The organism is Enterobacter sp. RHBSTW-00994, from assembly GCF_013782625.1.
In the GTDB taxonomy this organism is placed as follows: Bacteria; Pseudomonadota; Gammaproteobacteria; order Enterobacterales; family Enterobacteriaceae; genus Enterobacter.
Genome location: NZ_CP056199.1, coordinates 2,179,468 through 2,200,735, shown reverse-complemented (window position 1 = coordinate 2,200,735; position 21,268 = coordinate 2,179,468). Strand labels below are relative to the sequence as shown.

18 protein-coding genes are annotated in these 21,268 nt (G+C 55.1%); 4 read left to right on the top strand and 14 right to left on the bottom strand.

Annotated features, from left to right (window positions below; all coding sequences use genetic code 11):
* Nucleotides 1-70: 70 nt before the first annotated feature.
* From paaY to paaA, 13 genes are all read right to left on the bottom strand, one after another.
* Nucleotides 71-667 carry a phenylacetic acid degradation protein PaaY gene (gene paaY / locus HV346_RS10570; RefSeq protein WP_181623436.1) on the bottom strand — a complete coding sequence of 199 codons (597 nt, stop codon included), beginning with the start codon at nt 665-667 and terminating at the stop codon, nt 71-73.
* A gap of 9 nt (nt 668-676) precedes the next feature.
* Nucleotides 677-1,612: a phenylacetic acid degradation operon negative regulatory protein PaaX gene (gene paaX / locus HV346_RS10565; protein WP_181623435.1), complete on the bottom strand. Its 936-nt coding sequence runs from the start codon at nt 1,610-1,612 to the stop codon at nt 677-679.
* A gap of 85 nt (nt 1,613-1,697) precedes the next feature.
* A complete protein-coding gene (paaK, locus tag HV346_RS10560) occupies nt 1,698-3,017 on the bottom strand; it encodes a phenylacetate--CoA ligase PaaK (protein ID WP_181623434.1) in 1,320 nt (439 codons plus the stop codon).
* A gap of 26 nt (nt 3,018-3,043) precedes the next feature.
* Nucleotides 3,044-4,249, bottom strand: a complete 1,206-nt coding sequence (pcaF, locus tag HV346_RS10555; protein WP_181623433.1) for a 3-oxoadipyl-CoA thiolase — start codon at nt 4,247-4,249, stop codon at nt 3,044-3,046.
* Nucleotides 4,249-4,671: a hydroxyphenylacetyl-CoA thioesterase PaaI gene (paaI, locus tag HV346_RS10550; protein ID WP_181623432.1), complete on the bottom strand. Its 423-nt coding sequence runs from the start codon at nt 4,669-4,671 to the stop codon at nt 4,249-4,251. Before paaI ends, pcaF begins: the two co-directional genes overlap by 1 nt.
* Nucleotides 4,661-6,088, bottom strand: a complete 1,428-nt coding sequence (paaH, locus tag HV346_RS10545) for a 3-hydroxyacyl-CoA dehydrogenase PaaH (protein ID WP_181623431.1) — start codon at nt 6,086-6,088, stop codon at nt 4,661-4,663. The genes paaI and paaH overlap by 11 nt, the downstream gene beginning before the upstream one ends.
* Before the next feature lies 1 nt (nt 6,089).
* Entirely contained in the window at nt 6,090-6,878 is a 789-nt protein-coding gene (paaG, locus tag HV346_RS10540) for a 2-(1,2-epoxy-1,2-dihydrophenyl)acetyl-CoA isomerase PaaG (protein ID WP_181623748.1), read from the bottom strand.
* The gene (gene paaF / locus HV346_RS10535; RefSeq protein ID WP_181623430.1) at nt 6,878-7,645 is read right to left on the bottom strand and encodes a 2,3-dehydroadipyl-CoA hydratase PaaF; all 768 of its coding nucleotides are present in this window, start codon (nt 7,643-7,645) and stop codon (nt 6,878-6,880) included. The genes paaG and paaF overlap by 1 nt, the downstream gene beginning before the upstream one ends.
* Nucleotides 7,642-8,712, bottom strand: coding sequence for a 1,2-phenylacetyl-CoA epoxidase subunit PaaE (gene paaE / locus HV346_RS10530; protein WP_181623429.1), 1,071 nt, complete (start codon nt 8,710-8,712; stop codon nt 7,642-7,644). Before paaE ends, paaF begins: the two co-directional genes overlap by 4 nt.
* Nucleotides 8,713-8,719: 7 nt before the next feature.
* A complete protein-coding gene (gene paaD / locus HV346_RS10525; protein ID WP_181623428.1) occupies nt 8,720-9,217 on the bottom strand; it encodes a 1,2-phenylacetyl-CoA epoxidase subunit PaaD in 498 nt (165 codons plus the stop codon).
* Between the two features lie 13 nt (nt 9,218-9,230).
* The gene (gene paaC / locus HV346_RS10520; RefSeq protein WP_181623427.1) at nt 9,231-9,977 is read right to left on the bottom strand and encodes a 1,2-phenylacetyl-CoA epoxidase subunit PaaC; all 747 of its coding nucleotides are present in this window, start codon (nt 9,975-9,977) and stop codon (nt 9,231-9,233) included.
* Nucleotides 9,978-9,985: 8 nt separating this feature from the next.
* Complete coding sequence (gene paaB, locus HV346_RS10515; protein ID WP_181623426.1) at nt 9,986-10,273, bottom strand: 1,2-phenylacetyl-CoA epoxidase subunit PaaB; 288 nt, start codon at nt 10,271-10,273, stop codon at nt 9,986-9,988.
* Between the two features lie 11 nt (nt 10,274-10,284).
* Nucleotides 10,285-11,214, bottom strand: a complete 930-nt coding sequence (paaA, locus tag HV346_RS10510; protein ID WP_181623425.1) for a 1,2-phenylacetyl-CoA epoxidase subunit PaaA — start codon at nt 11,212-11,214, stop codon at nt 10,285-10,287.
* A 284-nt stretch (nt 11,215-11,498) separates the two neighbouring features.
* Here paaA and paaZ point away from each other — a divergent pair, with 284 nt between their 5' ends.
* The 4 genes from paaZ to HV346_RS10490 all read left to right on the top strand — a co-directional run bounded on the left by paaZ (nt 11,499) and on the right by HV346_RS10490 (nt 19,506).
* Nucleotides 11,499-13,544 carry a phenylacetic acid degradation bifunctional protein PaaZ gene (gene paaZ, locus HV346_RS10505; RefSeq protein ID WP_181623424.1) on the top strand — a complete coding sequence of 682 codons (2,046 nt, stop codon included), beginning with the start codon at nt 11,499-11,501 and terminating at the stop codon, nt 13,542-13,544.
* A 157-nt stretch (nt 13,545-13,701) separates the two neighbouring features.
* The gene (gene tynA, locus HV346_RS10500) at nt 13,702-15,975 is read left to right on the top strand and encodes a primary-amine oxidase (RefSeq protein ID WP_181623747.1); all 2,274 of its coding nucleotides are present in this window, start codon (nt 13,702-13,704) and stop codon (nt 15,973-15,975) included.
* A 375-nt stretch (nt 15,976-16,350) separates the two neighbouring features.
* Nucleotides 16,351-18,324, top strand: a complete 1,974-nt coding sequence (locus HV346_RS10495; protein ID WP_181623423.1) for an alkyl sulfatase dimerization domain-containing protein — start codon at nt 16,351-16,353, stop codon at nt 18,322-18,324.
* A 75-nt stretch (nt 18,325-18,399) separates the two neighbouring features.
* Nucleotides 18,400-19,506 (top strand): GGDEF domain-containing protein, encoded by a 1,107-nt coding sequence (locus HV346_RS10490; RefSeq protein WP_181623422.1) that lies wholly within the window; start codon nt 18,400-18,402, stop codon nt 19,504-19,506.
* A 52-nt stretch (nt 19,507-19,558) separates the two neighbouring features.
* On the opposite strand, the gene HV346_RS10485 is transcribed toward HV346_RS10490, so the two are convergent.
* Complete coding sequence (locus HV346_RS10485) at nt 19,559-21,058, bottom strand: aldehyde dehydrogenase family protein (protein ID WP_181623421.1); 1,500 nt, start codon at nt 21,056-21,058, stop codon at nt 19,559-19,561.
* Between the last annotated feature and the right edge of the window lie 210 nt (nt 21,059-21,268).

Below are 21,268 nucleotides of genomic sequence, written 5' to 3'. Positions count from 1 at the left end.
TTTTGTGTCACGCTTAATCGGGCGACCTGAACTGGCGAATTTTGACGGGTAACACGCTACGCTACAGCCTTTACCCTGCCGATTTAGGGCGTAAATTTTCATCAAATTCCAGTCGTTTACGTCCGGGTTCAACATCCCGCAACGGCTCAACCTGGTGCATCGTTTTTTTGCAGCGTTCCACCAGCACCTGATATTCACGTGTCCCCTGTTTTTTCCAGACGAGTTCTTGCTCGCTCAGTTCGCGGATGGCTTTCGCCGGACTGCCGATAATCAGATGATTGGCGGGCATATCCGCCTTCGCTTTCACAAACGCCGCCGCCCCGACAATGCTGTTTTCTCCGATCACCGCCCCATCCATCACCACCGCATTCATCCCAACCAGCGCGTTGCGGCGAATAATGCAGCCATGCAAAATGGCGCTGTGACCAATATGCCCGTCTTCCTCCACGACGGTATCCTGCTCAGGAAACCCGTGCATCACACAGTTATCCTGGATGTTCGCCCCATCTTTCACCACGATACGGCCAAAATCGCCACGCAGGCTAGCATTCGGGCCGATGTACACCCCTTTGCCCAGAATCACATCGCCAATCAAAACGGCAGTGGGATGGACATAACTCTCATCAGGGACAACCGGCGTCAGACCGTCAATTTGATAAACAGGCATACCCTCTCCTTATGCGATATTCAGGCCACCAAAGCGCTGAAAAAAGAGCGACCCAGGCACAGGCAATTCACCCACAGAGGTTTCACCTTTTTCACTGACAAAAGCCAGCGCGCCTGAGGCTACGCGTTGGTAGATATTAATGCACAGCTGTCTGGCACTCTGTCCTGCCCAGTGCGCAGGCAGTAACTCCTCCGGCAACAGCGGGTCTTTGAGCACCACACGGCGATAAAAATGGATCAGTAACAGCTGGATCTGGAAGCAACGCTCAGGCGTAAGTTCCTCCGGCTCGGCCTCCTTCAATAGCGGCAACAGAGGCCGGAAGGAGTCAATAAAGGTTTCGTACATCGTATTTTGTTCGGTGAGTTGCCAGCACTCTTCCACCCGCGCACGCAGTGCCGCACGGGAAAGCGCCAGCGGGGAATGTGCTTCAAAAAAGATCACGTTTTCCGCCACACCCGCTTCATGCAGCAGAGATTGCACATCCGCCAGATGTTGCGAAGGCGAGGCCATCAGGCTTGGCGCAAGCGTGCCAAACCCCTGCCAGATCAGCTGTTTTTTTACATCGGCAAGCGTGACTTTATCCAGCCCTTCAGACAGCAGCAGCAACCACTTGCCATCCCAGGCGGGCAGTTCCGCGCGATAGATTTTGTTCTCCGCACGACGCGTCAGGCGCAACCCTTTATCGCTCAGGCGGTAAAAACTGCGACGCCCAAGCCGCGATACGTCCAGCCAACCTTCTTTGTTCAGGCGAAACAACGCGGTACGCACAAAGCGTTCACCGAATCCCATTCCTTCAAACAGCGCAGCCAGGCTCCCCAGCCAAATTTCGCCTCCACGATGGGAAAGCGCATCACCATACAGTGACGAAATCAGCGATGTTCCGCTAATGGGAACAGAACTCACGGCATGCTGGATAAAGGCATCAAGTTTATTCATGTGATTCATTCTGTTGTCTTTATTGTCGATAATGAATCATAGCACAGCCATTTTTACCGGCCCTCTCCCAAAAAAGAGAGGGCCAGATTCAGGCTCAGGTATTCACAATCGCTTTACGCATATCAAAGACGCGGCAGGCTTTACCTTCTGAACGTGGAATACTGCCGCAGTTCACGATGGTGACATCCGTTGAAATCCCCACCATCGATTTAATACGGTGGCGCAACTCATGGCATACCTGACAGCGCTGCTCATGGCTCAACGTTAAACTACTCTCTTTCAGCTCCACTTTGACAGAAAGCGAATCAAGATGACCGCGACGGTTTACCTCCAGCTGATAATGGGGCGAAAGATGTTCAAACTTGACGATCTCTTCCTCAAGCTGCGACGGGAAGACGTTTACCCCCCGGATGATCAGCATATCGTCGCTGCGTCCGCTGATGCGATCCATCCTGCGCATGGTGCGCGCCGTACCTGGCAACAGGCGTGTCAGGTCACGCGTGCGGTAACGAATCACCGGTAACGCTTCTTTGGTGAGCGTGGTGAAGAGCAGTTCCCCTTGCTCGCCATCGTCCAGCGGAGTTCCGTCTTTCGGATTGACGATTTCCGGATAGAAATGATCTTCCCAGATGGTCGGGCCGTCGGCGGTTTCGATACACTCCATCGCCACGCCTGGCCCCATCACTTCTGACAGCCCGTAAATGTCCAGCGCGGTGATCCCCAGACGCTTCTCGATTTCGCGGCGCATTGCCAGTGTCCAGGGCTCTGCCCCAAACACACCGACACGCAGAGAGCATTTACTGGCATCTCCGCCCATCTGTCGCTCCAGCTCTTCAATCAAATTGAGGCAATACGACGGCGTGACCATGATCATATCAGGCTGAAAATCGCGGATCAGTTGCGCCTGCTTCTCGGTCTGGCCGCCGGACATCGGGATCACGGTGGCCCCCAGACGTTCAGCGCCGTAGTGCGCGCCCAGCCCGCCGGTAAACAATCCGTACCCGTAAGCCACATGGATTTTGTCTTTTGCACTGCCGCCGGCAGCGCGCAGCGACCGGGCGACGATGTTTGCCCAGGTGTCGATGTCATTTTGGGTATATCCCACGACGGTCGGCTTCCCGGTTGTACCGGACGAGGCGTGAATACGCACCACCTTCTCCATCGGAACGGCAAAGGTATCGAACGGGTAGTTATCGCGCAGGTCCTGTTTAGTGGTACATGGGAATTTGCGAATATCTGCCAACTCGTTGAAATCATCAGGGTGAACGCCCGCTGCATCGAACTTGCGTTTGTACATCGGCACATTGTCGTAGGCGTGCTTCAGCGTCCACTTAAGGCGCTGGGTTTGCAGGGCCTGCAGTTCATCAAGGGACGCGGTTTCGATCGGGTCAAGCTGTGTTGTTGTCGTTGTCATTGTAGGGTACTCACATTGTTTTTCGCTCAAACTCGCTCAAGGATCATGGCAATACCCTGACCCACACCGATACACATCGTACACAGCGCATAGCGCCCGTTTCGTCGGTGCAATTCGTTACTGGCTGCCAACGCCAGTCTTGCGCCGCTCATCCCCAGTGGATGTCCCAATGCAATCGCGCCGCCGTTCGGGTTGACGTGTGCACCATCGTCCGGCAATCCCAGTTGACGCAACACAGCCAGCGCCTGCGACGCAAAAGCCTCGTTAAGCTCGATAACATCCATATCGGTAATACTGAGTCCGGCACGCTCCAGCACTTTACGGGTCGCGGGGACGGGGCCTAACCCCATCAGACGCGGTTCCACGCCTGCCGTCGCCATTGCCACGATGCGCGTGCGAGGCACTAACCCTTGTGCAAGCGCCATCTGTTCGCTGGCAATGATCAGCGCCGCTGCCCCATCGTTTACGCCGGAGGCATTACCCGCCGTCACGACGCCATTCTTGCGAAAAGGTGTCTTCAGCGAGGCAAGTTGTTCCAGCGTGGTGTCGGCACGCGGATGTTCATCAACAGACACCTCGGTGACTCCCCCCTTTTTCCCTGTCACGCTCACCGGGACAATTTCCTGCGCCAGAATGCCATTCTGTTGCGCCTGGGCAGTACGCTGCTGGCTGCGCAGTGCGAAAGCATCTTGATCCGCTCGACTGATATTTAACAATTCAGCTACATTCTCTGCCGTTTCCGGCATGCTGTCAGTACCACATTGCTGATGCATGAGCGGATTCACAAATCGCCAGCCGATGGTGGTATCGAAGATCTCCGCCTGACGCTGAAAGGCCGCCGTGGCTTTTCCCATCACAAACGGCGCACGGGACATCGACTCCACGCCACCAGCAATCAATAAATCACCCTCACCGGCTTTGATGGTTCGTGCCGCAAAACCGATGGCATCCAGGCCTGAACCACAGAGGCGGTTAATGGTAGTCCCGGAAACCGACTGCGGCAGCCCGGCCAGAAGGGAGGCCATACGCGCCACGTTACGGTTGTCTTCCCCTGCCTGGTTAGCGCAGCCGAAGATGAGATCATCAATGCGCTCCGCATCCAGTTGCGGGTAACGTGCCAGCAGCGCACGCAACGGCACAGCGCCGAGATCGTCCGCGCGAATGCCTGAGAAAACACCCCCATACCGACCAACCGGGGTACGAACACCGTCACAAATAAATGCGTCACGCATCAGGCTTCTCCTGTCACACTGCCGCCAATGCGGTGAGATTTCCCGCGAAAGAGTGCGACTGTTTTGTGTTGTTGATTCTGAATTTCAATGTCGTAGACACCGGTCAGTTTCCCCTGGTGCAGAACCCGCGCAGTGGCGGTAAGCCTGTCCCCGGCAAATCCCGGACGGAGAAAGTCGATCGAACAGGCCGATGCCACAGCCGCCAGCCCCTGGCTGTTACAGGCGTAAGCAAATGCCGTGTCCGCCAGCGAAAAAAGCTGCCCGCCGTGGCAGGTTTTATGGCCATTCAGCATCTGCGGGGTGATGGTCATCGTCACCACCGCAACCCCCTCATCCATTTCAACAATGTCGATCCCCAGAGCCTGCGCACAGGCATCGTGCTCGTACATGGCACGGGCGTTGTGCCAGGCGTTATGACTCATAGCTACTCTCCAGAAGCGCACGCTGGCGCAAGAGTGAACAAGGGCGATAGCGTTCTTCGCCGTAATGACGTTGCAGGTTTTCCAGCAGCAGGAGCAGACGCTGCCAGCCCAGACGTTCACCCCAGGCAACGGGGCCACACGGATAGTTCACGCCAAGACGCATCGCAGTATCGATATCCTTCTCACTGGCAACCCCTTTTTGCAGGGCATCCAGCGCTTCATTGATAATCATCGCCACTGTGCGCCAGATCAGCAGGCCGGGATAATCGGCAATCTGCACCACTCGTTGGCCCTGTTGTTGCAGATAAAAAATGGCTTTTTGCGTCGCGGAATGAGGATTACTGGCCGCTGCGGCAATCACGGCAACATCACCGTCCATACGATCCACCACCACCACGGGGCTGTGCAGACTGCGCGCCAACGACTGCGCCGTTTCCCCTTGTGTTTCGACCAGCAGCACATCGTCGACCTCAGTGACACCGTCACGTTTTTTCTGCACGCACATTGGGCTATAGCTGTCACTCACGGTGTCAAGCCACTGCACTGCCGGTTTTTCACCGCCCCAGTCATACACGCCCTTTCCGCTTTTTTTGCCCAGACGTCCCGCCAGTACCAGCTCCTGCTGTACCAGCGAGGGCAGAAAACGGCGTTCCTGCCAGAACGCGTTAAACACCGAGCAGGTCACCGCAAAGTTAACGTCCTGACCAATCATGTCGGTCAGTTCCAGCGGTCCCATCGGAAATCCTCCGCCGTCCCGCAGCGCCGCATCGATCACTTCCGGGGATGCCACCTGTTCCTCCAGCGCACGCCAGGCTTCTGAATAGAATGGACGCGCCACGCGGTTGACGATAAACCCCGGCGTGGACTGGCAGCGCACAGGCTGTTTTCCCCAGTTCACGGCCAGCTCACAGAGCCCGTCGGCCACTTCGGGAGATGTCGCCAGACCGCTGACCACTTCCACCAGTTTCATCACGGGCGCAGGGTTGAAGAAGTGCAGCCCGGCCACGCGTTCAGGGTGACGGACATCCGCCGCAATCGCGGTAACGGAGATGGACGAGGTATTGCTGGTCAGTACGGTTTGTGGCTGGCAAATCTCAGCCAGTTTTGCGAACAACGCTTTTTTTACGTCGAGGCGTTCAGACGCGGCTTCAATCACCAGGTCCGCCGCCGCCAGCGCATCGATGTCGGTCACGGGGATGAACCGTGCAAGAATCTGTTCGCGGGCCTCACCGGACAGTTTTCCTCGAGCAACGCGGGAATCAAGACGCTGACCGATGCTCTCAATCGCCTGTGAAACCGCCTGTCCTGCAATATCGTAAATCAGGACCTGATGACCATGACTTGCCGCGACTTCCGCGATCCCGGCGCCCATCGTGCCGCTTCCGATGACGGCAACAGTGCGAATATTCATCACCATCTTATTTCCCCGTAAAGTGCGGCGTGCGTTTCGCCATAAATGCGCTGACACCTTCACGGTAGTCGTCGCTGCGTCCGGCAAGACGCTGGTAATCACGCTCCAGATCGAGCTGCGCATCCAGGGTGTTCGTTTCAGCAGCATGCATCGCCTGCTTGATCAACCCCAGACCAAACGTCGGTTGTGAGGCAATGTGCAGCGCCATCTGCTGCGCCGTGGTCGCCAGTTGTTCATCGTCCACCACCTGCCAGATCATTCCCCAGGACTGTGCCTGTTCTGCACTCAGCTTATCGCCCAGCAGCGCCAGCCCCATTGCCCGGGCACGACCAGCGACACGCGGCAGCAGCCAGGTTCCGCCGCAATCCGGGACCAGACCAAGCTTACTGAATGCCATCACAAAGCTGGCTGAACGGGCGGCAATCACCATGTCGCAGCCCAGCGCCAGTGTCGCGCCAGCCCCCGCCGCGACACCATTTACCGCGGCAATCACCGGTTTCGGCAGCTTTGCCAGACGGCGAACCAGCGGGTTGTAAAACGTCTCAACGGACATCCCCAGGTCGGGCGCCGGACCGGTCGGATCGACGTTACGGTCGTTCAGATCTTGCCCGGCGCAGAACCCACGCCCCGCACCGGTAATCAACAGGCAGCGGATGGTCTCATCCCGCTCGGCCTGCTTCAGGCAGTCAGCGAGCTGCTGGTGCATCACGTCGTTAAAGCTGTTCAGACGCTCCGGACGATTCAGCGTCAGGGTCATTACACCTTGCTCTACATGACTCAGAATAAATTCCACAATTAGCGTCCTTTAAAGTCGGGGGTGCGTTTTTGTAAGAAGGCTTCAATGCCTTCACGACGATCGTCCGTTGCTGAGAGCAGCGTAAAAAGCTGTCTCTCCTGAGCCAGACCGGCCTGTAATGACACTTCCTGAGACTGACGCAGCGCCTGTTTCGCCGCCTGAAGCGCCAGCGGCGAATGGCGCGCCATCACGGCGGCCTGCTTAAGGGCGTATTCCAGTGTGAGCATTGCCGGGAACACATCACTGACCAGCCCGACGGCCTGCGCGTGCTGAGCGGTGATGCTCTCTCCCGTTAATATCATTTTGCTGGCGAGTGATTTCCCCACGCAGCGGATCAGCCTTTGTGTTCCCCCTGCACCGGGCATGATGCCCAGCGTGATTTCAGGCAGGCCGAAGCGGGCGTTTTCACCGGCGATCACCACATCACACAGCAGTGCAAGTTCGCAACCCGCCCCCAGTGCAAAGCCATTCACTGCTGCAATCAACGGTTTGGTGAAGGCGTTGATCCTGGCCCACAACTGCGGGCGGATGTCATTTAGGGTGGCAGGCAGATCTTTTTCCGCCATTTCATTCAGATCCGCACCGGCCGCAAAGCAGTGCGCATTGCCGTAAATCACACAGACGGAGATGTTACTGTCGACTGCGGCAGCCTCCAGTGCGTCAGCAATCTGTGCTAACAGCGCATTGTTGAGGGCATTACGTGCTGCCGGGCGGTTCAGCGTGAGTTGCAGCACGCATCCATGACGGGTAATGATCAGTTCACTCATGCCATCCCCTTCGCATCAAAATCCACGACGACATCAGCGGTCAATGGCAGCGCCTGGCAGCTCAACACATAGCCTGCTGCCAGTTCATCTGGCTCCAGGCTGTAATTGGTGACCATATCCACTTTCCCGCGCACCACTTTGCATTTGCAGGTGGCACAAACTCCACCTTTGCAGGCATACGGAAGATCTGCCCCCTGGCGCAGCGCCGCATCGAGAATGCTTTCATCTTCTGCCGTCAGTGTGATTTCGCGATCGCGGCCGTCCTGACGGACGGTGACTTTTTGCCCCTGAGCCTGCACGCTTACGCTGCGTTTAACGGCAGAACCTGGTGTATTGAAGCGCTCAAGATGGATGGCTTTTCCCGGCATTCCCAATGCTTTTAACGCCGCTTCGGCATCGTCCATCATTGATGACGGTCCACAAATAAAGGCATCGTCATACTGACGGAAATTGATCAACGTTTTTGCCAGGGCGTGGAGTTTTTCGCCATCAATACGGCCTTGCAGTAAATCGCTGTCCAGGCGCTCCTGGCTGAAAACAGAGAGCAGTTGCAGACGCTGCGGATATTTATCTTTCAGGTCAGCCAGCGCCTGACGGAACATCATGCTCTGGCTGCTGCGGTTGCCGTAAATCAGGGTGAAATGGCTGCCCGTTTCAGTGGCAAGCGTGGAGGAGATGATCGCCAACATCGGCGTGATCCCTGAACCCGCGGCAATCGCCAGATAGTGACCTTTCCGCTCAGCCTGTGGCTGGTAGCCAAAATGCCCCTGAGGGACCATCACCTCCAGCGCCATACCTTGTTTGATCTCATCGCGGGCATAGCGAGAAAAACGCCCGCCCTCAATAGCCTTTACCGCCACGCTGATTTCACCCGGCGTCGCGCTTTTACAGATGGAATAGCAACGGCGTAATTCGACCCCGGCCAGCGTCGCTTTGAGCGTCAGGTGCTGGCCGGGACGAAAGCGGTACGCATCCTGTAATGGCTGTGGAACAGCGAAAGTAATGGTCACCGCATCGCGGGTTTCGGGTTCCACTTTTGCCACAGTTAAGGAATGAAACGTTGTCATGGCAACCTCAAATACATTTGAAATAATCGAAAGGCTCGCGGCAGGTATTGCAGCGGTAGAGCGCTTTGCAGGCCGTCGAGCCAAATTCACTGATAAGCGAGGTGTCGGCACTCGCGCACCGTGGGCAGGTCACGTCTGCCGGAACATGCGCGTGGCAGCTGTGGCCGACGGGCGGACTGATACCGTATTCGCGCAGACGCTCACGGGCCTCATTGGTCATCCAGTCGGTCGTCCAGGCGGGCTCCAGCTGCAACACGATATGCACAGGCGTAAAACCATGCGCCGTCATCGTGTCACGGATAGCACCCAGTAAATGCCCGGTTGCCGGGCAGCCTGAATAGGTTGGCGTGAAGCCAATCACCCAGCCTTCGCCCTGCGCGGTCACATTGCGCACCATCCCCAGATCGGTGATGGTGAGGACAGGCACTTCCGGGTCCGGGATCTGGCTTAACAGTGACCAGATTTGCGGAATTTCCGCTGGTGCTATCTCGACAACGCGTTGCATGACGACCTCCCCCTTACCACTGCTGCCCTGGGTACATGCGCTGGAGATATTGCATCTCTGCCAGCATCGGTCCCAGATGTTCGGTGTGTAGCCCTTTCTTGCCGCCAGTGCGGTAGGCCACTTCATCTGGCACAGTCAGGGATGCTTCCTGTAAACCGGCAAACACTTCCGTTTCCCAGCCCGAACGCAGTTCACGCGGGTCGACGGCGATCCCCTCTTCAATCAGCGCCCGTTCAATGTCATCGACATCGAAGAATTCGGCAGTGAAACGCCACAAGGCATCCACCGCCTGCTGCATTTTTTGCGTTGAGAGAGCCGTACCGTTGCCCAGGCGTACCAGCCAGCCACGGCTAAAGCGCAGGTGGTAGCGCACCTCTTTAAGGGCTTTGGCAGCAATCGCAGCCAGTTGGCTATCGCGGCTTCGGGTCAGGCGGCTATACAATTCAAGATGCCAGGCATCCATAAAGTACTGACGCACCAGGGTGTCGGCGAAGTTGCCATTGGGTTGTTCCACCAGCAGGAGATTGCAGAACTGGCGCTCATCACGACCAAAGGCCAGCGTGTCTTCATCTCCCGTCCCTTCCAGTTCAGCGGCGTAGGTGAGGAAATTACGCGCCTGCCCCAGCAGATCGAGGCCGATGTTGGCGAGCGCCAGATCAATTTCCAGTTCAGGGGCATGACCACACCACGCGCCAAGACGCTGAGAAAGAACCAGACCGTTGTCGCCCAGACGCAGGGCATATGCAGTTGTTGTTTTCATTCCAGGCCTCACATGTGCTCAATACCATCAGGGAGGGTGTAGAACGTCGGATGGCGGTAGATTTTGCTCTCCGCCGGGTCAAAGAACTCCCCGCTCTCTTCCGGCTGTGAAGCCACAATCTCACTCGCTTTCACCACCCAAATCGAACATCCTTCACTACGACGGGTGTAGGCATCGCGCGCATTTTCCAGCGCCATGCGATCGTCTGCGGCATGCAGACTGCCCACATGACGATGAGACAGACCCTGTCGGGATCGGACGAAAACTTCATATAACGGCCAGTAGACATTGCTCATCTTGCTTCCCCTTAAGCCACGTTGCGGGCATGTTGTTTTTCTGCGTGCGCCAGTGCAGCTTCACGCACCCACGCCCCGTCTTCCCAGGCTTTTCGTTTTGCGGCCAGGCGCTCGTGATTACAGATGCCTCGCCCGTTGATCACGTCGTCAAATTCACGCCAGTCAATTTCGCCGAAGCGATAATGCCCACTCTGTTCATCGAAATGCAGATCGGCATCCGGGACAGTCATGCCCAGCATCTCAACCTGCGGGACGGTGTTGTCCACGAAGCGCTGGCGCAGTTCATCATTACCAAAGCGTTTGATTTTCCAGGCCAGGCTGCGGGCGCTGTTCGGCGAGTTGTCATCGTTCGGGCCGAACATCATCAGTGCCGGCCACCAGAAGCGGTTGATGGCATCCTGCAACATCTGGCGTTGAGATTCGCAGCCCTGCGCAAGCGCCATACAGGCTTCAAACCCCTGACGCTGGTGAAAACTCTCTTCTTTACAGATTTTCACCATAGCGCGGGCATAAGGGCCGTATGAGGTACGGCACAGCGCAACCTGGTTGACGATCGCCGCGCCGTCCACCAGCCAGCCAATCACACCGATATCGGCCCAGCTCAGCGTCGGATAATTAAAGATGGAGGAGTATTTCATCTTGCCATCGAGCATCTTTTGGTAGATGTCTTCGCGGGCACAGCCCAGGGTTTCTGCGGCACTGTAGAGATACAAACCGTGTCCGGCTTCATCCTGAACTTTTGCCAGCAAAATGGCCTTGCGGCGCAAGGACGGTGCGCGCGTGATCCAGTTCCCTTCCGGGAGCATGCCGACGATTTCCGAATGCGCATGCTGACCAATCTGGCGAATCAGCGTTTTGCGGTAGGCGTCAGGCATCCAGTCCTGCGGCTCAATGGCCGTCTCTTGTGCTATGCATTGCTCAAAGCGTTGTTCCGGGTTCACACCATCACCTTTATGATTCGTTAAACTACTGATTAATGCAAAATTGCGAATCACTTCTTTTCTTAAAAGTTACACAAAGGTTAAATATAACCCCAAGAAGTGTTTATTTATTTTGTGATGTCGCTCGCAAGGCTTTTGCTAACTGGCTTTCCGGAAGGTATCCCGGGGAGGTAATTTCATCCCCCAAGATCACAACGTTAACAAATCATTAAAACATCGCTTGATTTTTATGATTCGCGATCAAACTATCTATAGTGAAATTACGTAACACTTGGAGATAAGCGATGCAGCAGTTAGCCAGCTTCTTATCCGGCGTCTGGCAGTCTGGCCGGGGCCGTGAACGCAACATTCATCACGCCATCAGTGGCGAAGCGCTATGGAGCGTGACCAGCGAGGGCCTGGACATGGCGGCCGCACGCCGTTACGCCATTGAGCACGGCAGTGAAGCCCTTCGCGCGATGACCTTTATCGAACGTGCCGCCATGCTGAAAGCGGTGGCAAAACATCTGCTCAGCCTGAAAGCGCATTTCTATGCCCTGTCGGCAGAAACGGGGGCGACGCGGGCAGACAGTTGGGTGGATATCGAAGGTGGGATCGGCACGCTTTTCGCCTACGCCAGTATGGGCAGCCGCGAGTTACCGGACGACACACTCTGGCCGGAAGATGAGCTGATCCCGCTGTCGAAAGATGGGGGGTTTGCCGCACGCCACGTCCTGACCGCAAAGTCCGGCGTCGCCGTACACATCAATGCGTTTAACTTCCCCTGCTGGGGAATGCTGGAAAAACTTGCCCCGACCTGGCTTGCGGGGATGCCTGCCATTATCAAACCGGCTACCGCTACTGCGCAGGTCACCCAGGCGATGGTGAAAGCGATTGTCGAAAGCGGTCTGGTTCCGAATGGCGCAATTAGCCTGATCTGCGGCGGTGCAGGCGATCTCCTGAATCACCTCGACTTCCAGGATGTCGTGACCTTTACCGGCTCCGCCAGCACCGGGCAGTCTTTGCGGGTTCATCCCAATATTGTTGCCCGTTCGATTCCTTTCACCATGGAGGCCGACTCACTTAACTGCTGCGTACTGGGCGAGGATGTCACGCCTGAGCAGCCCGAATTCGCCCTCTTTATCCGCGAAGTTGTGCGCGAGATGACAGCCAAAGCGGGCCAAAAATGTACGGCTATCCGCCGTATTATCGTGCCGCAACAGCAGATTGATGCCGTGAGCCAGGCCCTGATTGCCCGTCTTGGCAGCGTGGTTGTGGGCGATCCGGCGCAAGACGGAGTGAAAATGGGCTCGCTGGTCAGCAGTGAGCAACGCAGCGATGTTCAGGAAAAGGTCGACCAGTTGGTCGCGGCGGGTTGTGAGATCCGTCTGGGCGGAAAAGCGGATATGCAGGCTGCAGGGGCATTTTTCCCGCCAACCCTGTTGTTCTGCCCACAGCCCGATGAAACACCAGCGGTTCATGCCACAGAAGCCTTCGGGCCTGTCGCCACGCTGATGCCGTATCGCAATGCAGATCATGCCATGCACCTGGCTCGCGCAGGTGAAGGTAGCCTGGCTGGTACGCTGGTTACCGCGAGCCTCACGATTGCTCGCCAGTTCATTGCGGGTGCAGCCCGCGCACACGGTCGTATTCAGATCCTCAATGCAGAGTCAGCCATAGAATCTACCGGGCATGGTTCCCCACTGCCGCAACTGGTTCACGGTGGCCCGGGTCGCGCTGGCGGAGGCGAAGAGTTGGGGGGATTGCGGGCGGTGAAACACTATTTGCAACGCACTGCGATCCAGGGCAGCCCGACAATGCTGGCTGCCATCGGTAAGCAATGGGTACGTGGCGCAGAGGTGCAGGAAGATCGCGTTCACCCCTTCCGCAAATATTTCGAAGAACTCCAGCCTGGCGATAGCCTGCTTACTCCACGCCGTACGTTGACGGAAACCGATATCGTCAATTTTGCCTGCCTGAGTGGCGATCATTTTTACGCGCATATGGACAAAATTGGCGCGGCAGAATCCCTCTTTGGCGAGCGCGTGGTGCATGGTTACTTCCTGATTTCTGCGGCGGCAGGGCTGTTCGTGGATGCGGGTGTCGGGCCTGTTATTGCGAACTACGGCATGGAGAACCTGCGTTTTATTGAGCCTGTTAAACCGGGTGATACCATTCAGGTGCGCCTGACCTGTAAACGCAAAACGCTGAAGAAACAACGCACTGCCGATGAAAAACCGACCGGTGTGGTGGAGTGGGCTGTCGAGATCGCCAACCAGCACCAACACCCCGTCGCCCTCTACTCCATTTTGACGCTGGTCGCGCGCCAGCACGCGGACATCATCGAATAAACCGCGACGCACTTTCCGGGGGTGTGATGTACCCCCGCTCTTTTTTTAACCTGGCAAAACTGACAAACAACCTGGCAGATGCAGGCAAACGCTTCTGGCCAGTGCCTGCCAGGATAAGGCTGTCACCACACTAAAAACACAACAAATGAGGTCAATGATGGGAAGCCATTCTTCTTTTTCTGCCCGTAAAACGGCACTGGCCATGGCAGTTGCTCTTTTTTGCGCCTGGCAATCCCCTGTTTTCGCCCACGGCGGTGAAGCGCATATGGTTCCAATGGACAAAACGCTTCAGGACTTTGGCGCGGACGTACAGTGGGACGACTATGCCCAGATGTTTACCATTGCCAAAGACGGCGCGTTTGTGAAGGTCAAACCGGGTGCGAAAACCGCGATCGTCAACGGTAAGACACTGAAGCTGCAAGTGCCGGTCGTGATGAAAAACAAAAAAGCCTTCATCTCCGATACCTTCATCAACGATGTGTTCCAGTCTGGGCTCGACCAGACGTTCCAGGTTGAAAAGCGTCCTCATCCGCTGAACGCACTGACCGCCGACGAAATTAAGCAAGCCGTAGAGATCGTCAAAGCCTCTGCGGATTTTAAACCGAATACCCGCTTCACCCAGATTGCCCTTGCTGAGCCGGAAAAAGCCAAAGTCTGGGACTTTGTGCTGAAGGGCACGGCGGTGGACTCCCCTCGTCAGGCCAACGTCATCATGCTGGACGGTAAGCACGTCATCGAGAGCCTGGTGGATCTAAAAGAGAAAAAGGTGTTGCGCTGGGAGCCGGTTAAAGATGCACACGGCATGGTGCTGCTGGATGATTTCTCTACCGTCCAGCAGATCATTAATGACAGCCCGGAATATGCTGAAGCGCTGAAAAAACACGGCGTCACCGACCCGAAGAAGGTGATCACCACGCCTCTGACCGTGGGCTATTTCGATGGCAAAGATGGTCTGAAACAGGATGACCGTCTACTGAAAGTCGTGAGCTATCTGGACGTTGGTGACGGGAACTACTGGGCGCACCCTATCGAAAACCTGGTCGCCGTGGTGGATCTTGAGCAGAAAAAAATCCAGAAGATTGAGGAAGGTGCAGTCGTTCCCGTACCGCTGGCCGCACGCCCTTATGACGGACGCGACCGCGTTGCGCCTGTTAAAAAACCGCTGGAAATTATCGAGCCGGAAGGTAAAAACTACACCATCACCGGCGACATGGTGCACTGGCAGAACTGGGATTTCCATCTGAGCCTCGACTCCCGTGTCGGCCCGATTATCTCTACCGTCACCTACAACGACAACGGCAAAAAACGCCAGGTAATGTATGAAGGATCGCTGGGCGGGATGATTGTGCCTTACGGCGACCCGGACGTAGGCTGGTATTTCAAGGCGTATCTGGATTCTGGCGATTACGGTATGGGCACGCTGACCTCTTCGCTTGTGCGGGGCAAAGATGTTCCGTCCAACGCCGTGATGCTGGATGAAACCATTCCGGATTACACCGGGGCGCCAATGACCATCCCACGCGCTATCGCCATTTTCGAACGTTACGCCGGGCCAGAGTATAAACACCAGGAAATGGGACAGCCAAACGTCAGTACCGAACGTCGTGAACTGGTTGTGCGCTGGGTCAGTACCGTCGGGAACTATGACTATATCTTTGACTGGATCTTCCACGAAAACGGTACAATTGGCATTGATGCTGGCGCAACGGGCATTGAAGCGGTGAAAGGCGTACTGGCAAAAACCATGCATGATCCGAGCGCCAAAGACGACACCAAATACGGCACGCTGATTGATCACAACATCGTGGGAACTACCCACCAGCACATCTATAACTTCCGTCTGGATATGGATGTTGATGGCACGAACAATACCCTGGTTGCCATGGACCCGGAGGTAACACCAAACACCGCCGGTGGCCCACGCACCAGTACCATGCAGATCAATCAGTACAATATCGATACCGAGCAGCAGGCGGCCCAGAAATTCGACCCAGGTACAATTCGTCTGCTGAGCAACACCAGTAAAGAAAACCGCATGGGCAACCCGGTCTCCTACCAGATCATCCCGTATGCTGGCGGTACACATCCGGTGGCAACTGGGGCGAAATTTGCACCAGACGAATGGATTTACCATCGCCTGAGCTTTATGGACAAACAGCTGTGGGTCACGCGTTACCACCCGAACGAGATGTACCCGGAAGGGAAGTTCCCGAACCGTTCCACGCATGACACCGGGTTAGGCCAGTACAGTAAAGATAACGAATCGATAGACAATCAGGATGATGTGGTCTGGATGACGACGGGGACAACCCACGTTGCCCGCGCGGAAGAGTGGCCGATTATGCCAACAGAATGGGTACATACCCTGCTCAAACCGTGGAACTTCTTTGACGAGACGCCTACGCTTGGCAAGAAGAAAGACGACAAGTAACCCTCCGGCCGGGCCCTGTGCCCGGCTTTTTTATCGCCTTAAAAACGATAACGTTCACGCAGTCACTAACGCGCCTGACGCGACAAAAGCGAAACAGCCTACCTCTCTATAAAATTATTACTTTCATTATTCATCTTGCACAAACCGTCTCTGATAATTAACAACTGTCTACGAAGTATTACCTGCAATAGTGTATTGAGCGTAGACCAGTTTTATTCTAATTCAATTGGTTGATTTTTATTTCTCACCTTGCTGAATGATGTTCTCTGATTATATTTAGACATGCTTCCCGTTTTCATTCCTTGAAACATTTTCAGTTAACCAGGCCACAGAGTTCACACAAACGACGCTGTATATCCACTGAGAGGTTTTAGAATGAATGTCAATTTGATTGTCAGAAGTCTCGCGCTGGCGGGATTTTTCATTTCGGTCAGTACCGCTAATGCCGCTGAAGCCCCGAAAGAGGCGACATCCGCAACACAACAAGCCAATAATGCACTTTATAATCAACTGCCTTTTTCTGATAACACTGATTTTACCAATGCCCATAAAGGATTTATTGCGCCACTTCCCCAGGATATTATCAAAGGGGAACAAGGAAATGTCATCTGGGATCCACAGCAATATTCTTTTATTAAAGAAGGTGATAAATCACCGGATACCGTTAACCCAAGTTTATGGCGTCAATCTCAGCTGATTAATATTAGCGGTCTGTTTGAAGTGACGGATGGAGTATATCAAATCCGTAATCTTGACTTATCAAATATGACTATTATTGAAGGGAAAGAAGGCGTTACGGTTGTCGATCCACTGGTTTCAGCTGAGACCGCTAAAGTCGGGATGGATCTCTATTTTAAAAACCGTGGTAAAAAACCAGTGGTGGCGATTATCTACACCCACAGCCATGTTGACCACTATGGCGGCGTGCGTGGTGTTGTGGATGAGGCTGACGTGAAATCCGGTAAAGTAAAAGTGTATGCCCCTTCCGGATTTATGGAGGCTGCAGTGGCGGAAAACATTATGGCCGGTAACGTCATGAGCCGCCGCGCCAGCTATATGTACGGCAACCTGCTGAAACCTGACGCCAAAGGACAGGTTGGCGCAGGCCTGGGAACCACGACATCTGCCGGTACAGTGACCCTGATTGCCCCCACCAATATCATTGAAAAGGATGGGCAGAAAGAGACGATCGACGGCCTGACGTATGATTTTATGCTAGCCCCTGGATCGGAAGCTCCCTCCGAAATGTTGTGGTTTATCGAAGAGAAAAAACTCATCGAATCCGCCGAAGATGTCACCCACACGCTGCACAACACCTACTCCCTGCGCGGGGCAAAAATTCGAGAGCCTCTGCCGTGGTCAAAATACATTAACGAAGCAATTGTCCGCTGGAGCGATAAAGCCGACATCCTGATGGCCCAACACCACTGGCCAACCTGGGGTAATGACAACGTCGTAAAACTGCTGAAAAGTCAGCGCGATCTCTACCGCTATATCAACGACCAGACCCTGCGAATGGCGAATGAAGGCCAGACCCGCGACGAAATTGCCGCTAATTTCACGCTACCGGATTCGCTGGCGCATACCTGGGCCAACCGGGGTTATTACGGTTCGGTAAGCCATGATGTGAAAGCGACCTACGTGCTCTATCTTGGCTGGTTTGATGGCAACCCGGCAACGCTCGACGAGCTGCCACCAGAAGAGGCGGCCAAGAAATTTGTCGACTACATGGGAGGGGCTGATGCCATTCTGAGCAAAGCAAAAACCGACTTTGATCAGGGCAACTACCGCTGGGTTGCACAGGTCGTCAGCAAAGTCGTGTTTGCCGATCCGAACAATCAGGCCGCCCGTAATCTGGAAGCCGATGCGCTGGAGCAACTGGGTTATCAGGCCGAATCCGGACCGTGGCGCAACTTCTACCTGACAGGTGCGCAGGAGCTGCGCAATGGCGTGGTGAAAGGCCCAACGCCAAACACTGCCAGCCCGGATACAGTGCGAGCCATGACGCCAGAAATGTTCTTCGACTACCTTGCCGTTCATATCAATGGGCAGAAAGCCGCTGACGCCAAATCGGTATTTAATATCGATCTCGGCAGTGACGGAGGCAAATACAAGCTCGAACTGGAAAACGGTGTGCTTAACCATACCGAGAACAGTGAAGCGAAGGATGCCGATGCCACCATTTCACTGAACCGCGATACGCTGAATAAAATAATCCTGAAGGAAGTCACGCTAAAACAAGCGCAGGATAACGGCGAGGTGAAAATTACTGGCGACGGCAGCAAACTGGATGCCATGCTGGGTTATATGGATAAATTCGAGTTCTGGTTCAACATTGTGACACCGTAACGCAGAGAAACATGGGTGGCGACCCCGCCCATGTTTCTCTCCCCCAGTTCCCTTTGATGAGGGAAATTAGTATCGATGGAAAAGAGATACCCTTCGACGCCTGAACCTGCAACCTGGTTAACACGTCGGGCGATGGTTGCCCATGGTCTGGCAATGAATCTTCCGTGGCTGGCCTTTGTGAATGTGAGTTTTGCGCTCATGGTTCTGCTGCGTAACCACCTATTCCACAATATTGATAACGCCTTCCAGACCGGGCCACATCCAACGTTAATGATCGACGCCTCAATGCTGGGCATTATTATTCTGTCTATCACGATAATGATCATGGCCTGGCGACAGATAGCAGGGATAAGCCTGGTTTTGTTCATCTGCAGTTCGATCTGGTCAATATCCTGTTACTGGTTCATTACTGACTGGCAACTTCCTCACGCCTGGCCACTTTGCGTGATCCTGTTGTTGACCGGGATGACGGCACTCTATTTTGATTCAGCGGGGTTATTGTCCTTTGTTTCACCGCTCTGGTTTACCCTGCCGATCGCCAGCGTGGCGCTGAATCAGGGCATCAACATTCGCTTTGCCGTCGTCTGGGTCGTCTTTACGCTGATCCTGGTATTTGGTCGTTTTATTCTGCTGCGCTGGTTTGAAGAAGCCTGGCGGCGCAACCAGCAAAATCAGTTGTTAATTTCACGTCTGGATGCACTGGCACATCTGGACCCCTTAACTGAAACCGCAAACCGACGGGCGATGGAAAGCGTGCTGGAACATGCAGTGACGCAGCGCACCGCGTTTTCAGTGATCATGCTGGATGTCGACTGTTTCAAACTCTACAACGACACCTACGGACATCAGGCGGGAGATGATTGTTTGACCCGTGTGGCACAGATCCTGAAAGCGTCAGTGCGCACACCTGACGATGTGGTTTCGCGCTATGGCGGCGAAGAGTTTGTCATGATCCTCTTCGACTGCCCGGAAAACAGCGCAGAACGGGTTGCGGAGCGGATTCAGGACGGGCTGCGCCGGGAAGCCATTCCGCATGTCGCTTCAACCGCGAGCGATCATGTGACAGTGAGTATGGGGATTGCCGGCATGACGGCCGGTTTGACTGCCAGTGAGATTATTGCCCATGCCGATGCAGCGCTTTATCGGGCGAAAGAAGCAGGACGCAATCGCGCGTCCCACTAAAGGTTTGATGGCGCGGAAACGAACGGCAACCGAGGGCTGCCGTTTGCTTTCTCTAATACCGCACACAGACCGATTTGGTTTCGCACCAGCCATCCAGCCAGTCGGGGCCAAAATCGCGGCCCGTACCGGACTGCTTCATGCCGCCAAACGGCAGATTCGCATCGATCAGGGTATGGCTGTTGACCCAAACGGTTCCGGCCTGAAGTCTGTCGGTATAGTCCAGCGCCTTACTGATATTTTGCGTCCAGACGCTGGCCGTCAGGCCGTATTCGGTGTCATTTGCCCGTTGTAACGCCTCTTCGCCATCGGTTACCCGTACCAGGTTAACAACCGGGCCGAATACCTCTTCGCGCGTCAGTCGCAGATTCGCATCCGGGTTAACCACCAGCGTTGGCGACACATAGTATCCTTTTCCGTCAGGTACATGGTTACCGGTAATCAGTTCAGCATTGTGCGATCTCGCCTCATCGAGGAAGGTCTGAACTTTATCGCAGTGAGCGCGGGAAACCAGAGGGTTAATGAAGGCCTGCGGCGACATACCTGGGCCGATACTCAGGGATTTCACCGCCTGTTCGAACCCGCTCACCAGGGTATCAAACAGCGGTGCTTCAATATAAACACGCGAGCTGGCAGCACATACCTGCCCCTGGTTCAGGAAACTGCCCATCATTAACCCTTCGATCACCCAGGCCGGGTCAGCATCCTTCAGCACAATCGCCGGGTTTTTGCCGCCTAACTCCAGCGTCACGCCCGTCAGCGTGTCTGCCGCGACGCGTGCAATCTGCTTACCCGTGGCCGTAGATCCGGTAAAGCTCACTTTGGCAATATGCGAATGTGACGTCAGCGCAGCGCCGCACACCGCGCCACTGCCCGTCACAACGTTGAACACGCCGTCAGGAATACCGGCTTCGCTTGCCAGCTCAGCCACGCGGAGCATCGTCAGCGGAGTGGTTTCAGACGGTTTGATAACGATAGAACAACCTGCGGCAAGGGCTGGCATCACTTTCCACATGCCAATCATCAACGGAAAGTTCCACGGAACAATCCCGGCAACAACGCCCACCGGCTCTTTACGCGTCCACGCCTGATAGCGTGCCCCTTGTGGTAACGGAATAGAAAGATCGAGTGTTTTACCCGCAATTTTAGTGGTAAGGCCGGCAGTGTAACGCATCCAGTTCAGGGTACAGCCCACTTCAAACGCGCGGGAAATGTTGATGGATTTCCCCTGTTCCAGCGTTTCAAGCTGCGCCAGCTCTTCACTGTGCTGTTCAACCAGATCGGCAAAATGCAGCAAAATCCGTTCGCGCTCAGCCGGTAATTTTCCGGCCCAGCGTCGGGCAACAAAGGCGCGCCAGCCTGACATCACCGCACGATCAACGTCTTCAGCACTGGCATCAGCCGTCGATGCAATGACCTCACCGGTTGCCGGGTTGAACACCTCGAGTCGCTTTTCACTGTCAGATACCATCTGACGACCCTCGATCCACAGGCCATGATGGCGGTCTAAAAACTGCTGCACGCGGGTAAGAACTGCGATTTGTGATTCGGACATAGGGTACTCCTTCGTTATTATTCGCAGGGTGTTAGTGCAGTCTAAGAGGCCTTTCCCGAACTCGCTTTTCTCTGTGTGACATTCGCTTTGCCACCTGTGACAGGCTCCGCAAATCGTGATAATTCCGGCTTATTGCTCTGTTCCCGGTGAGTGTTCTTTCCTATAGTCAGCCTCACAGGTCTGACAAAATGCAACACAAATGCAACAATG

What these genes read in the sequence shown, in the direction of transcription:
- paaK (WP_181623434.1), bottom strand. Translation starts at nt 3,017, where the DNA reads ATGACAACGACAACAACACAGCTTGACCCGATCGAAACCGCGTCCCTT.
- paaE (WP_181623429.1), bottom strand. Translation starts at nt 8,712, where the DNA reads ATGACAACGTTTCATTCCTTAACTGTGGCAAAAGTGGAACCCGAAACC.
- HV346_RS10485 (WP_181623421.1), bottom strand. Translation starts at nt 21,058, where the DNA reads ATGTCCGAATCACAAATCGCAGTTCTTACCCGCGTGCAGCAGTTTTTA.
- tynA (WP_181623747.1), top strand. Translation starts at nt 13,702, where the DNA reads ATGGGAAGCCATTCTTCTTTTTCTGCCCGTAAAACGGCACTGGCCATG.
- paaY (WP_181623436.1), bottom strand. Translation starts at nt 667, where the DNA reads ATGCCTGTTTATCAAATTGACGGTCTGACGCCGGTTGTCCCTGATGAG.
- paaX (WP_181623435.1), bottom strand. Translation starts at nt 1,612, where the DNA reads ATGAATCACATGAATAAACTTGATGCCTTTATCCAGCATGCCGTGAGT.
- paaB (WP_181623426.1), bottom strand. Translation starts at nt 10,273, where the DNA reads ATGAGCAATGTCTACTGGCCGTTATATGAAGTTTTCGTCCGATCCCGA.
- paaD (WP_181623428.1), bottom strand. Translation starts at nt 9,217, where the DNA reads ATGCAACGCGTTGTCGAGATAGCACCAGCGGAAATTCCGCAAATCTGG.
- HV346_RS10490 (WP_181623422.1), top strand. Translation starts at nt 18,400, where the DNA reads ATGGAAAAGAGATACCCTTCGACGCCTGAACCTGCAACCTGGTTAACA.
- paaF (WP_181623430.1), bottom strand. Translation starts at nt 7,645, where the DNA reads ATGAGTGAACTGATCATTACCCGTCATGGATGCGTGCTGCAACTCACG.
- paaI (WP_181623432.1), bottom strand. Translation starts at nt 4,671, where the DNA reads ATGAGTCATAACGCCTGGCACAACGCCCGTGCCATGTACGAGCACGAT.
- pcaF (WP_181623433.1), bottom strand. Translation starts at nt 4,249, where the DNA reads ATGCGTGACGCATTTATTTGTGACGGTGTTCGTACCCCGGTTGGTCGG.
- paaH (WP_181623431.1), bottom strand. Translation starts at nt 6,088, where the DNA reads ATGGTGATGAATATTCGCACTGTTGCCGTCATCGGAAGCGGCACGATG.
- HV346_RS10495 (WP_181623423.1), top strand. Translation starts at nt 16,351, where the DNA reads ATGAATGTCAATTTGATTGTCAGAAGTCTCGCGCTGGCGGGATTTTTC.
- paaC (WP_181623427.1), bottom strand. Translation starts at nt 9,977, where the DNA reads ATGAAAACAACAACTGCATATGCCCTGCGTCTGGGCGACAACGGTCTG.
- paaZ (WP_181623424.1), top strand. Translation starts at nt 11,499, where the DNA reads ATGCAGCAGTTAGCCAGCTTCTTATCCGGCGTCTGGCAGTCTGGCCGG.